The organism is Patescibacteria group bacterium (assembly GCA_041675205.1).
Lineage (GTDB): Bacteria > Patescibacteriota > Patescibacteriia > GWA2-46-9 > GWA2-46-9 > JBAYUF01.
The window spans coordinates 19,791-32,970 of sequence record JBAYUF010000002.1; the positions used below are offsets into that span (position 1 = coordinate 19,791).

Below are 13,180 nucleotides of genomic sequence, written 5' to 3' on the forward strand. Positions count from 1 at the left end.
CACGAACTGTTTTGGTAGCTGTTACTACTGATGGAGCCAATTAACTGCTTCTTGTTCAGAGTCAAAAAAACCAACCTTGGAGCTTTTTGCAAAACGAACGGCAAATTCAACGAACACTCTTTGCGTCTCATTAAGGAACCCAAAAAAGGCTACCTTTGTAAGTTGCGGATGCTCCAGGGCGGGAACGTACGCCTTGAGGGTCGCTGGGTCAGCCGAATTACTGGCGCTCGACAAATCAACCAGTGCTGAAAACTGTTCACCCGGATGGTCTGAAAATGTTTTTAAGACAACACCAGTCAATGTCTCCGCCTTAGCGGCGTCATCTTCTGCGTAAACAGTAACGCGCAGCTGATTGTTTGGTTCAATGGCAAGTGTATGTGCGGGCATAGAGCAAGTGTACGTCGAGCATCACCCGTGGGCAAGAAGTGCCTTACCTTGACCGATAGCAATCCACATCGTAGTATGTTGTGTTCGGCCAAAAAGGGTTGGACAAAAAACTCACAAGGGGTTCAAGAGTAATGTTGTTTTTGTTTGACGTCCATCTAAGCGAATACCTCCCAGTGGTGGAGGCAGTCAAGAAAGAGCTCGGCTCCGAGTTGGTAGCAACCGATTCGGCTGTCGAGGCGGAAAAACTGATCGAAGGACTCACGACTGCACCGAGTGTGGCAATCGTCACCCCTGGTGATGCACACTGCGAAGAAGGGCGCAGGGTAGCAACGCAGCTCCGGGCAAAGTTCCCGGACACGAAGATAGTCCTTTGGTCCACCCAGACCTACCGGGGACCGTGGGACGAAGAGGTCCAGCGGCATTGGGCGTTGGAGGACAACACCACACCGCTTATTCAGGCCATCAAGGCCTGACCAAAACCTGGTTCGCGAACTACGCCGGCCGTTTCTCCCCAAACTTGGGTTGAGGAACGGCCGGCGAAATCATTTTTAATAATCACGCCTGGGTTGACAAATCTATAAAAACTTGTACGATACAGAGTTCTTTTCTCAATTTTGGGAACTGAATCACTTTGCAAATTAGAAGTTGTTGCAAGAGTGGGTAAGGTAACTTCGCTTTGAAAATTGACTTAGAGGTGAGCAGATGAGCGACCAGATCAGCACAACCACCAACCCCGTCGGCAGCTGCGTGCACTGCAGCAAGCCAGCGACGGGTGGGAACTGGGAGAAATACTTCCGTGTGCCCTCAATGATCGAGATCGAGAACTTTCTCGAGGCGCAAGGAATGCCCCGGATCGTTCAGGAGGAGCACCTGTTCATGGTGCTCGTTTGCTCGGTCTGCCGACCCGAACTCGAAGCGGCGGGCATGGCCTTCCACCAGGTCTGCTCCGCGCGCAGGCTGATCAAAGAGGACGAGGTCAGGCGGGCGGAACAGGTGAAGCGCGAGGCCGAAGCCAAGGTGAAGCGCGAAGCCCGCGAGGCCGAAGCCAAGGTGAAGCGCGAAGCCCGCGAGGCCGAAGCCAAGGTGAAGCGCGAACGGGCTGCGGCGACTGCTGCCCTCTTCGGCCACAAGCCCGATGAGCAGCGTCAGCGTCCGCACCGCACGGAAGTGATCGGACGCATCGAGCCGACCACCAGGCCGGTTGAACTGCCCCGCCATGTCCGAGGCAATGGCCAGTTCCGGAACTCCCCGTTCGCCGACATGGGACAGCCGCCCCGCAACGAGGAGCGAACCCACCCCAAGAGCGGAAAAAGGAACCGCGGCCACCGCTCCTGACCACAACCGCTCACATGCCGCCTGCTCTCGACTTAAAGGAAGAGAGCAGGCGGCGGGACAAGTAAGAAGGAATGAAGCGATGAAAGAAGACGACGTGAAGAAGAGTCTGCGGAGCTTCCTGGACGAGTCGTGCTCACCTGGAGCACAGCCCGTTCAGGAGGTCGTCGCATTGGTGTTTTGGCGGGAACACTACTGGTTCCCGCGACTGAGAGCAACGTTCGTGCGAAGAACGAACAAACACGGACTGTTGGTCGCCAACAGACACGTGATGGAGGCACGCAAGAACACGGCGCAGGCGAGCGCAGAGCTCGAGACCTGCGACGCCACCAGTCAGACGGTGTTCCTGGCCTCTATGGGCCATGCTCGCGAACATCGCTGCCAGTTGGCGAGCGACCTCATCGTCGCTGCGCTCAAGCGCTGCGGCTACATCAGCTGACGTGCCCAAGTCGCCACCCTGGCGACTACGGCCGAACAATTCCGAAAGGGCCCACACATCGTCAAGATGTTGTTCGGGCCCTTTCTTCGTTTTGAAAATTTTAAAACGACCAACTGACCAACGTTAGACAATTGACTGATGAGTATAATGCTGCTAATTTGCGGCCACGAACGAACGTTCAAAACTCGCAAGGAGCAAACCCCGACCATGACGAATTGTTTTCGAATGATGGCAACAGGCATTCTACTTGAAGGCATTCCGGTTATCGGCAACGGAAAGCGCTGCGTACAGCTTGGCGACAGGGAGGACGTCCGTGTGATTCCATTTCATGCGCAACCACCCTTGGTGCGCGATGAGCTTCTTCGTGAAGCTGCACCGGATAAAACCAACCCCAAGCGTCCGCTGCTGCGTAGCAAGGGGCGGTGGGGTGGTGTGCTCATCATGGTAACGACTCGTATACTCCGCTTCCCGGAGACGACGAGCACCCACCTGCCGTGCATCATGAATGCGTGGGCGGGTATCGAACAGGCCGAATACCCTTTCGCGCAATCGGGCACACGATACTTGCTGGTCGCTATTGAGGATGGCGAGATATGTTTCGCTTGCGACACAACGAAGCGCTACGTACAGCTTTTTTGCAATAACGGCCGCATCGAAATATCAGCCGCCGACCCACAAAAACTGGCCGGATGTCTGGTGGAACGAGCCAGACGAAGAGGCAATGCACACGCAGGTCTCACATGGACCCTGCGCACGCTCGAGAACCTGGGCTACGGGAATCTATGGCCAGATGATCTCCGGAAACGACTCGCCGCAATGGACACCTGTCGATACTAAAGATAAGCGCAACTGCGCTAAGGAGGAACGAGTGGCAAAGGGAAGGAAATAGGAAAGAGGCGCGGTGCCAAAACCCACCAAACCTTCTTCAACGGAGGAGCTGGCAGACCAAGTAAGAACGTTCCTCGACACGGCGACCCCGAAGGAACGCGAAATCTTTGCCGTACGCTTCGGCATCGGTACGCCAGACGGGAAATCTTTCCCGAAGACCAATGCGAAAATCGCCGCAATCGTGAAACGCGCGATGGCGGCCCTCCATAATAAGACCTAGCGGTCTTAGTCTCCGGCCAGAAGGCCCCCGCATTGCTTTAAACACAGCAGCGCCGGGGCCTTCGAACTTTTTGAATTGCTTCTAGCTACTCGTTACTGGTGCGCCTACTGAGTAATTTACAAAAAAGGCTTCTGGTAAATCATCTACCTGTTTTGACCAGTTCGCGCCGTACATACTGACTGCAATGTCGGGTGACGTTACGTGCCGTAAGACTCCACCGAGCTGCACCACATAGACGTGTGGGTCTGTTGGCACCTTCACCATTCGCACTCCTGGGCGTGAGGTTACATTCCCACCAAGCGGGATGTTGGCAAGGTCTGTGTCAGTAATTTTTACAACACCTGTAAAGTCTGGGTACCAGCTGATGTAAGTTTTTTGATTTGGAAAAACATACCGCTTGTTGTCCGCACCACAGTAGTAGACGGCGCTCAGTGAACCCTTGATGAGTGTGTTCGACTCGCAAACTGTGTTGAAGTTCGCGACCAACTGCTTATCGTCATTTATGGTTGGCGCACTTTGTGTAGCTTTGGCGGGATCAAATTTTGTAACGCTATCTGCAACAACGAGGCTTGGGTAAGGATTTATAGGAGAGTGGTCTGGTAAACGTATTTCAAAATGAAGATGCGACCCAATGTTTTCGGCATTACCGCTATCACCAACCCAACCAATATGTTGCCCAGCCACCACCGGTGACCCACGCTCAATTCCCGGTGCATAGGCATACGGCGGGCCACCTAAACCGTCATCGGTGCCAGGCGTGTCGTTATTAATGTGAAGGTAATGATACGAGTATCCGTCATTTCCCCGAATGATAATAGTAAATCCGTACGACGGCTCTTCTTGGGGCAATGAGCTAACATAGCCGCCTACGGCGGAAACAACTGGTGTCATTTTTGCAGCAGTAATATCTATACCCTCGTGCACGCGCCCACCAGAGCGAGGGTCACCATAGTCATCACTAAAACTGTGCGCACCATTCACTGGGAACGTAATGGTACGAAGTTCCTGCGTCTCAGCAAGACTGACTGCGGGAAGCAATAGTGAAAAGACTGAGATTATAGTGACAATTTTCAACATAAGCTCTGCATTGTTATATATCTGCTGCTACAAGTAGCACTTCAGGGCTAGGCAGTAGCCTAGCATGGATTAACCACCAACAGCATCGTGGTAACCAGCGTATGAGATGCGACTGAAAGGGAAGTGATTACATGGTTAAGGTAACTTTTGATACGTCATTAACTTTAAAAACAGGTTAATCTTCTTGATCATCGTTCTTTTTAATTGGGGCTATTGACAGTTTTATTTATAAAGCTAAGGTGTGGGCACAAACCAAGGAGGTGGCACAACAATGCCAACGCAAAGGTTCAACAACTACCAACGAGGGGCCAATCGCCCCCTGAACGGTGAACGGTTCGGTGACAGTCGCCTTGAGTGGGTACTCGGTTGCAGCGGTACGCACCACGCCCGACTCACTGAACGAGTCGAAGTCGTGAACGACGAGGGGGTACCGTTCGTTCAACACAGCCGAACGCAGAAGGACATCAAGGTCACAACAAAGGGCCCCTGCGATGGTTCTTGTACCGGCCGGCAGGGAGGGGGCCACTTCTTCGCCGAAGTCGACTCAGTTGGCGACAGCTAACTGCTCGCACAACCCAAGACACATTTGGGTGTAGGGAGCCAACACAGAGAATCATGAAGAGGGAACATGTGTCGTTCCCTCTTCATCTTTTTTAAAAAGTTTTGGAAACAAAAACACTCCCGTTGCACGGGGGATGTGTATTGATTTTTAGCCTTAGAGGGGCCACCAAGGGACGTGATACCCTACAACGGGTTATAAAATAAACCGACTCAAAGCCCCTAAATCCAACCCAGTTTGGGTCAGCAACATGCTTTGCCAGTGTCTAGCCTGATGGAAAGCTGTATACTTATAACAATATTAATGATTAGAATTTTATGAATAATAAAGTGGTCTCAATTGTCGTCGCCGTTTTGGTAACCCTTGGTCTTGCTTCAGGCGTCTATTTTATGGTGGGTAGTCCCTCCAAAACCGAGCTACAGGTTGACCAAGCAATTCAAATTGATACTCAAGAACAAGCCGAAACGGATTCAGCAAATGTGACTGAGCCATCAAAGTCCACCTCTCTAAAAATCCTACTAGCCTCAGGCCAACCTCAGCGCTGTCAGTTTATAGATTCCACTGATCCTTTTAAAACACAGGGCACCGTGTTTATAAATGGTGGAAAAGTAAGAGGAGACTTAATGTCCACAAGAGATTCCAAAATAATGAAATTTCATATGATTGGCGATATGGAAACAAATTACGTTTGGGTTGAAGGGATGACAACCGGTGCTAAATCTACAGTAAAAAGTTCTTCCGCAGTTCCCGGCGATGATAAATGGCAAGGAATTGATAATGACAAAGAAGCCGACTACCGTTGCGATCCCTGGATAGTAGATAGCTCCTTATTTGTTTTACCGACAAACATAGAATTTATTGACATGTCACGGCCGATCATAGATCAAGGACCAATCGGTTTGCCTAACAATAACTAGCCGAGGAGTCTCGTCCTGAACAGCCCCAAATACTTGCGCACGTTCGCACCTCTCGGCGCTCGACTGCGCTTTGACTGTTTCGTCCTTGCTCGTTCGAATTTTCTGCTTATTAAATAAAAAATACCTGGCGCTATGTCAGGTATTTTTTATTAGCCCTAGAAGGAAATAGTGAAGATTGGCACTCCGGAAGAGGACAGAACTATATTGACCGTCTATTAGACCAAGAGTAAGGTGGCCGCACAACTGCAGAAGGAGGAACTGCTTTATGCTCATTAGAATTGAATACTTAGGACAGTTCGTTGGTTGGCGCATTGATTGCGACGGTTGCGGCGTCAAGGACGAACACGACCGCGGCCCGGAAGGTCAGATTCTCCTCGCACACAACGAGGAGAGGGAAGCCTACGATTCGGCCTCATGCACGGAGTGCGACAACAGCCCATGGATTCTCCGCGTCGGTGACGACGACCTCTGTGAGTCGTGTCGCAACGAGGGTCCGCTGACAGCCGATCAACGGCGCATCTACGGCCACCTCCTCGATGCCGCCGTCGCCCACGAAGCCGACATACCAGTCAATGATCTACTCACTACCAGGTTAGCTGACACAACCCCTGCCATCGACGCTCTCCTAGCAAACGTGCTCGGAGCAACAAAATTGGAACCTCCCCAGGACGCCATGAAAATCAAGATACAACTCTTGGGGTCACCTCCTACTGTTGCGTGGGTACTCAGAAATGCCGCGCGCGGGCTTAAGGTGAGCTAGTGTCCTGAAAACGAAGGACCACAGGAGGAGCCAATGAATAATAAGCGAGGAGATATAACCAAGCTACTAAGGAAACTGCGTGTAGCTGTCAAGGTAATCGAAGATTTTGACCTTCGTGCATTGCGGCGGGAACTGAAAGAAACACAAACAGAGATGGCTCAGATGCTCGGTGTTTCTCTGCGGACATACAGTACGTGGGAGAGGAAGGAGTCGAACACACCACTTCGAACGCTGAAATATCTCTGCACCCCAAGCAAGAAGACGACCGCCAAACGCAAGCGATGAAAACAAGATAGGAACCGCCGAACGAAGAAGACCCGTGTGCATTGCAACTGCAGTGCCCGGGTCTTCGTTCTTTTTGAAAAGGTTTTAAAAATAAAAACAATCCCGTTGCACGGGATGTTTTGATTTTTGTTAGTAGAGTACTATCCTTTGGGTAAGGAGGATACCGTGAACACCATCGAAGACTTGATTGGAATGATCTTTACCGCGGCCGCTGAAGAGGGGTGGCAACCAAATGGGGATACCTTGATGATAGTTGATCCTATCATCTATCGCCTGAAGCTCGTCGTCAAACCAGATGGCACCATGGTTTGGGAAGACGACTAGACCGCCGCCCATGCCCACCACTGAAGTCCGTCGGGCGCACAGCAAAAGATAGCTGTCGCGCTCGATGGGCTTCTTCATTTTCAAAAGTCAGCCCACCCTTTCAGGTTAGATTTTTTTAGCCTCACTCCCGCAGGGATCGTTCACAAAAAAACGTGCTTATCCATGTTTTTCATTGCGCAACTTGTCCTCGTGTAAGCATACAGAATCAGAGATTAATCAAATACTCAATTCTCTAATTCCACCCCTAAATAAGTTCAATTGCCACTTGTTTGAAAATATGAACTATGTTGCTGAAATCTTGCTCTGATTCAATCCCTGCAGCTATTCTGACGGTTCTTTTGTCCATACCATAGTTTGAAAGCCATGTTTTTTCATGCCCAAAACTTGAACCTAAACCAACGCTTTCACCGGCGAGATCTTTAACTCTTTGTATAAACTGCTCTCCGGTAATTTTTTCTGGCACTGTTACATAAAATAAGGTAACGGCTCCCTCTGGTGCCAATTCCTGCACAAGCTCATTTTGTTTGTGCGTGGGTAAGTTTGGGTGGGAAACCTCAAGGCCTGTTATTCCACTTAACGCTTCAGCAAGTTGCAGTGCATTCCGTGCATGATTTTTCATTTTTCCGGCCATCGTTTCTGAAATACTATCTGGAATTTTTCTTTCATCAGTCGGCTGTAAATATGTTCCTAGTTCGATTCTCCTTGTCTTAATTGCCCTCGTTTTCTCGTCATTATCAGAATATGCAACCCCTAAGGTTATTTCATTTGCCCCCTCCTGGTAGTGCTTCGTTCCGCTTTCAACAATAACCTTCTCAACATTAAACTTTTTTAGAACTTGTAATGGATTTATTAATACTGGTGACGGCAACGTATTGTCAATAATTACAGATAATTTTTCGCGACTATCTCCAGTCACTCGCTTCACCATCCGCTCAAGTTCGCGTACCACTTCTTCGCGAGCAAGCTCGGTATCCTGCTCAATGCACCTTACGGCTTTACGAAATACAAAAGGATTCTGACCGACTCGGTATTCCTCTATCGAAGCCAAAATGATGGCCTGCGTTTCTGCTGATAGCCCAGTAAGATTTTTTCTCTTCTCACAAAACTTGGTCAATATTTTTTCTGACGTTCTATTTTCTTGATAATCCAGATTTGTCGTTTGCACAATTTCCCCGACCCCCTCGAGATCGGTTACTTCCATACCTTTAGAATTTGCAACTGTTTCAACCACTATCAGTCGAGGTTTTTCTCTCTCAACAAGTTCCCGCAAAGCTGCAAGATCGGTGGAGTCAAAAATAACTACCCGTATCCCTAGACCTTCTAACGACTGAATGTCTTTTTTTGTGGTGTCATAAATAGCATCAGCACAAAATACTACATCGCCAACCTTCAAACCTTCTGCCGCAATGGCTGAGTGCATCGCAGCTGCTCCAGAATTAAAAAGGGCAACATCAGATGCCCCCTCAATCATTTTAGTTAACTCCGCCTCTCTTTCTTGAAGCTCTTTATAATTATAGCGGGCGTAACCAACCTCGTTAATTTCTTCATTAAATTGTCCCATGGTCTCGAATTCTGCAGCAATCTTCGGTTGTTTAAACGAACTCTCCGGCATACTACTTCGTCAATTTAATAACCGGCATATTCCGAGTAAACTCATGCGATGTAAACAACCACTCGATTTTTTTAAAACCGGCGGCTTCAATTTCTTTTTGAATTTCCTCTTTTGTTACGTAACTACGAAACTTTGTACCTGCAGCCATTGAAATTAGTGGTTGGATGTCCGTATAATCTTCGTCGCTAATTTTCCCCTGCTCATGAATTTTTTTTATGACCTCACGAGCTTTAGGATAATCTAGATACCCTTGTTTATCAGCACAATAAATATAAAGAGGAACCTCCAAATAACTGAACAGTCGATACGGTCTACTGGAAACTAACCCCCATTTACTTACCACTTCTATCAACTCGCCATTGTTCTCGGGGAATAACACGTTACCTCGACAGAAAAAAACACCGCCAACTTTCAAAGAATCATACATTTTTTGAAACAGTAGCCGAACCTGATCTCCCCGTATGACGTTGAAAGGACGATGCCCTAATATATAGTCAAAATAATTCTGATAGTTTATCTGAAGCCAGTCTGCTTCAATAAAATGTTCTTGTTCAAATTTTTCCTCAGCATAGGAAGTCAGCGCATCGAAATTCTCTTTCGCAAAATCAACAACATAAGGATGGGTACCAAGTTTTTTGCATAGCGACCTATATTCTATAGTGGAACCAAGTATCATTACGTTGATATCCGACGGTGGTACACCAGAAGCTAGTATTTCTTTCTTTTCTATTTCCAACTCCTCGTCGTCTGGTCGAGCTGGTATTGGATATTTGTCCCACAGCTCGGCATAGCTCCAGCTCGCCTTTGTTTCATCAATTTCTCTACTTTTTAGCATATACACTAACTTAATACTTATGACTTAATTATACCTTAGTTCTGACAGTGTCCCCACTCCCACAGGAATCGTTCACACGAAAGCGTGCTCACTCCCTTTGGTCGTTGTGCTGCTTGTATTTACGGGGCGAATCTCACCACGGTTCAATTTCTCAGAATGGGAGGAAGAAATAAAAGCCCCTAATAGGGCCATATTAATAGGTTTACAAAGAACGGTTTAGGAGTTTACAAAAGAGGAGAGACCCGCACCATATCACTGGTGTTCCGGGTCTCTTCTTCTTTTTGAAAAGGTTTTGGAAACAAAAACAATCCCGTTGGACGGGATGTTTTGATTTTTAGCCCAAGTGGGTGCGCATTGGAACTCTATTGTTTTGGAGCTGAGAGAATGGTTGAGGTTTGGGGAGGAGATGAAAGCCTTAGATTTTCAAAAGGAAGTGGTGCAAATTGGTACTCCGTAGCGGGAGTGGAACTAGGTCCTGTAAGGTGGAAAACTTTCTTGGCTTTAGTAAGGGAAGTATATTTTTCAATTACTGAAATTCCGCAATTATATAACCATGCCCCTTAAAACAGAATTAGCTATCCTACTAATATTCCAACAATCAAACCAACCACAAGCGCTACTCCACCAATCACTAACATTTTTAGCCCTGACTTTATTAATGGTTGTTTAGTGGACTTAGTAGCCGCTGCTCCTAAACCAAATAGTCCAATCAATGTTAAAACTATAGAGACTGGTATGGCTTGCTTGATCGGTAAAAACAAATATGAAAATAGTGGCAACATTCCACCTATGATATAAGAACCAAACATGTAAAACCCGCCTTTGAGTGAAATAGAAGGACGGGAAGGAAATACTTCCAGTTCCCTTAGAGCCATTTCTTTCAACATGAGTTCAGGGTTTTGCGAAGCCGCCTCTGACATCTCCACTGCCAATTTTTCCGGCCAGCCGTCTTTAGCATACATCTCCCTTAATTCTTCTTTTTCTTCTATTGGATAATTTGTAATTTCGCTTTTCTCCTCTGCTAATTTCCTGGCAGAAACCTCTTCTTCAGACTGGTTGGATAAATACGAACCTATGCCCATAGAAACAGATTCAACAGCAATAATAACTAACCCTGCTAGCAGTACCGTAGAATGGTTTCCACTACCTACCGCAATACCGGTGACAGAACCTAAAGTAGACACCATACCATCTTCCATCCCAAAGACAATTTCCTTGATTACATTCTCAAGTTGTGAAGTTTGATGTTGAATTTTATATGTTTTTTGTAAATCCATAAAAGTCAAAAACGAAGCGGATTTTTTTTCTTAAGTACTCAATAACAAATAAAAACTTAACTATTTTAATTATGCGCTTATTTACAAATTGTTTCCACAGAATAATTTGTTATCCCGCCTTTGGCGCGATCTGCGACCGAGGGAATTTGCAACCGGGAACCCCAGTAGAAGTCCTCAGATGCATTCGGACTCTACGGGGCGCGGTCGGACCCGAGTCCAGCTTCTTGCATCCGATAGTATAACCAAAAGAAAAAACCTGGCGCACAGCCAGATTTTTTCTTTTAGCCCCATCCTTCGTCGCTAAGCTTCTCAGGACAAGCGGGGAATTCCGACGCCCTTCGTCGCCAGCAGTGCGACTCAGTGCTCTGTCCTGGGCAGCGCTTGATGCTTCGCCTGCTCACATCCATCGGCGCTCGCGGTATTCGTGATTTCTTCCGAAATCACTCAGCGCTCGCTGCTGCCCGTTCGATTCCCACGCGGGGAAGCACATACCAAAAAAGCACCCCTCACAAGGAGAGATGCTTTTTTGGTAGCCCTAGTGGGTGCGCATTGGAACTCTATTGTTCTGGAGCTTAGAGAATGGTTGCGGTTTGGGGAAGATATGGAAAAGGATGCTTTGGCCAAGGAAATGACCTTGGCGGCATAGTCCCTCATGGGAGTAGAACACCACTATTCAGCAGGTGGAGCACTAGGTGATATATCTACCTCTTTATCGGACAGTGCTTTTTCGAATACACCGATAGCTTCATAAACGGCATCTAGCGTAACTATTTTTGACAGGCCTAGATGGCCTTCCACTAACTCAAGTATTTTATTCTCGGTCATAGCCGCTTCACTGTGCTTTGTTTGCCAGTAATAATGTGTGGCTATACCTATTAGGTAGGCACGATTTATTGATTTTGTCCCTTGGATAGAAACAACTTGTGGTTTGCAAAAAACTGGTCCGCCGCTATTACCCGGGAAAACTGGGGCATCAAGGTATAAGATTGAGTTTTTGGCAAGCTCGGGGTCTCGTCTCGCTATAATGCCCGATCTACAGATAGCGTAGTTTTTGTTTTCACCGCGCATTCCAAGTGGAAATCCAAGAAAAAAAATTTCATCACCAACAGATAAGCCCACCTCATCAAATTGCTCAGGACGGAGTCCTGTTTCAGTGTCGAGGATACTGACAAAATCAATTTCATTTTCTTCAAGAGTTTCTTTGTCGAGTGGAATTACAGCAACATCTTTACCTGATTCAGGACAAAAAAAGCTCCTTAGACCTGGTGCGCGATGAGTCGGAATGGAAAATTTCTGTGCAATCGCTTCGCCGTTTTTATCAAATCTTAGGTACAATTTTTCAAACCCATCACGCTCAATATCAATTAGAACATGCGCGGCCGTTACTAAGAATAATTGACCAGAATAACGTTCGCCCTCTTTATTATATACTCTGAATAATAAAAATCCCGTGCCGCGGCATTTCGCCTCTTGGCCCTCGATAACTTCAATTGAAACGACTGATTTCAAAAAGGCTGGTGGAAGCAAGGCCATATCAAATTCTATCGTTTTATTAGTGTAGGGCTAACTCAAGAGACCAAACAACATCTTTCCAACTATAAAAACCACAATCAAACCCACTCAATTAGCTTGTCTTTAGAAGTAACAAAAGGCACAGAACATTCTACTAGCCAAAAGGAGGAAGTACTACTCTGTTTTCAATTTTTTTCACCCACTGATCAGCCAGCATTTTTATCCTAAGTACCTCTTGATTCAAGACAGCTAAATCAAAGTCTTCGTTTACAAAAGTGAAGTGCATCGTTCTAGGGTCATAGTGACTAACAAAAACTATATTATTTATTTGAAACGCTAATCGGGAACCAATATTATATGTCCCGATATTAGTATCGGGACCATATTTGCCAATCCAGCCCTTTAGCCGCTCATCATAATGTTCCAGATGATTACGGAATTTTCGTTTATGGATTAGAGATTTTTTATCGACTCCCAACACTACTCCAATTGAGAAGACATCCTTCTGGACAAAAAAACGATGCCACCACCTTGAAAGGATATTGTTCCGTTGTTCTGTTGCTTTCAGCATTTTTGAAACCATTGCACAGTGGGACAAAAAGGAATGAATGGCAATAAAAATTATGTCATTACTAGCCTGGTGCGGCTTTTGCAAATACGAATACATGATCCCCGCAAATTTTGCTTGTGTTGAAATCTCCCTTATAGACATCTCTATCCAAAGATCTTTGGAAGTTTTTTTTATCATACCAAAAT

At 47.0% G+C, this 13,180-nt stretch carries 16 protein-coding genes; 9 read left to right on the forward strand and 7 right to left on the reverse strand.

Going from position 1 to position 13,180, the window contains the following annotated elements:
• Positions 1–24: 24 nt before the first annotated feature.
• Entirely contained in the window at positions 25–387 is a 363-nt protein-coding gene (locus WC052_01315) for a hypothetical protein (GenBank protein MFA7286288.1), read from the reverse strand.
• A 131-nt stretch (positions 388–518) separates the two neighbouring features.
• On the opposite strand from WC052_01315, the gene WC052_01320 reads away from it, so the two are divergent.
• The 5 genes from WC052_01320 (at position 519) to WC052_01340 (ending at position 3,266) form a co-directional block, all read left to right on the forward strand.
• Complete coding sequence (locus WC052_01320) at positions 519–860, forward strand: hypothetical protein (GenBank protein ID MFA7286289.1); 342 nt, start codon at positions 519–521, stop codon at positions 858–860.
• A gap of 229 nt (positions 861–1,089) precedes the next feature.
• Positions 1,090–1,722, forward strand: a complete 633-nt coding sequence (locus WC052_01325; protein ID MFA7286290.1) for a cell envelope integrity protein TolA — start codon at positions 1,090–1,092, stop codon at positions 1,720–1,722.
• A 79-nt stretch (positions 1,723–1,801) separates the two neighbouring features.
• Positions 1,802–2,158, forward strand: a complete 357-nt coding sequence (locus WC052_01330) for a hypothetical protein (protein ID MFA7286291.1) — start codon at positions 1,802–1,804, stop codon at positions 2,156–2,158.
• Positions 2,159–2,386: 228 nt separating this feature from the next.
• A complete protein-coding gene (locus WC052_01335) occupies positions 2,387–2,995 on the forward strand; it encodes a hypothetical protein (protein MFA7286292.1) in 609 nt (202 codons plus the stop codon).
• Between the two features lie 64 nt (positions 2,996–3,059).
• Complete coding sequence (locus WC052_01340) at positions 3,060–3,266, forward strand: hypothetical protein (protein ID MFA7286293.1); 207 nt, start codon at positions 3,060–3,062, stop codon at positions 3,264–3,266.
• A gap of 81 nt (positions 3,267–3,347) precedes the next feature.
• Here WC052_01340 and WC052_01345 read toward each other — a convergent pair whose 3' ends face one another.
• Positions 3,348–4,343: a M23 family metallopeptidase gene (locus WC052_01345; GenBank protein ID MFA7286294.1), complete on the reverse strand. Its 996-nt coding sequence runs from the start codon at positions 4,341–4,343 to the stop codon at positions 3,348–3,350.
• An 876-nt stretch (positions 4,344–5,219) separates the two neighbouring features.
• Here WC052_01345 and WC052_01350 point away from each other — a divergent pair.
• The 4 genes from WC052_01350 (at position 5,220) to WC052_01365 (ending at position 7,188) form a co-directional block, all read left to right on the forward strand.
• Entirely contained in the window at positions 5,220–5,819 is a 600-nt protein-coding gene (locus WC052_01350; GenBank protein MFA7286295.1) for a hypothetical protein, read from the forward strand.
• Between the two features lie 265 nt (positions 5,820–6,084).
• A complete protein-coding gene (locus WC052_01355; GenBank protein ID MFA7286296.1) occupies positions 6,085–6,579 on the forward strand; it encodes a hypothetical protein in 495 nt (164 codons plus the stop codon).
• A 33-nt stretch (positions 6,580–6,612) separates the two neighbouring features.
• On the forward strand, positions 6,613–6,864 hold the full coding sequence (locus WC052_01360; GenBank protein ID MFA7286297.1) for a helix-turn-helix transcriptional regulator: 252 nt from the start codon (positions 6,613–6,615) through the stop codon (positions 6,862–6,864).
• Positions 6,865–7,029: 165 nt separating this feature from the next.
• Positions 7,030–7,188: a hypothetical protein gene (locus tag WC052_01365; protein ID MFA7286298.1), complete on the forward strand. Its 159-nt coding sequence runs from the start codon at positions 7,030–7,032 to the stop codon at positions 7,186–7,188.
• A 244-nt stretch (positions 7,189–7,432) separates the two neighbouring features.
• Here WC052_01365 and WC052_01370 read toward each other — a convergent pair whose 3' ends face one another.
• The 5 genes from WC052_01370 to WC052_01390 form a co-directional block, all read right to left on the reverse strand.
• Positions 7,433–8,800: a PLP-dependent transferase gene (locus WC052_01370; GenBank protein MFA7286299.1), complete on the reverse strand. Its 1,368-nt coding sequence runs from the start codon at positions 8,798–8,800 to the stop codon at positions 7,433–7,435.
• 1 nt (position 8,801) lies between these two features.
• Positions 8,802–9,635 (reverse strand): class I SAM-dependent methyltransferase, encoded by an 834-nt coding sequence (locus tag WC052_01375; GenBank protein MFA7286300.1) that lies wholly within the window; start codon positions 9,633–9,635, stop codon positions 8,802–8,804.
• 575 nt (positions 9,636–10,210) lie between these two features.
• A complete protein-coding gene (locus WC052_01380) occupies positions 10,211–10,912 on the reverse strand; it encodes a VIT1/CCC1 transporter family protein (protein ID MFA7286301.1) in 702 nt (233 codons plus the stop codon).
• Positions 10,913–11,581: 669 nt separating this feature from the next.
• Positions 11,582–12,445 carry a serine protease gene (locus WC052_01385; protein ID MFA7286302.1) on the reverse strand — a complete coding sequence of 288 codons (864 nt, stop codon included), beginning with the start codon at positions 12,443–12,445 and terminating at the stop codon, positions 11,582–11,584.
• A 133-nt stretch (positions 12,446–12,578) separates the two neighbouring features.
• The gene (locus tag WC052_01390) at positions 12,579–13,172 is read right to left on the reverse strand and encodes a hypothetical protein (protein ID MFA7286303.1); all 594 of its coding nucleotides are present in this window, start codon (positions 13,170–13,172) and stop codon (positions 12,579–12,581) included.
• Positions 13,173–13,180: the final 8 nt, after the last annotated feature.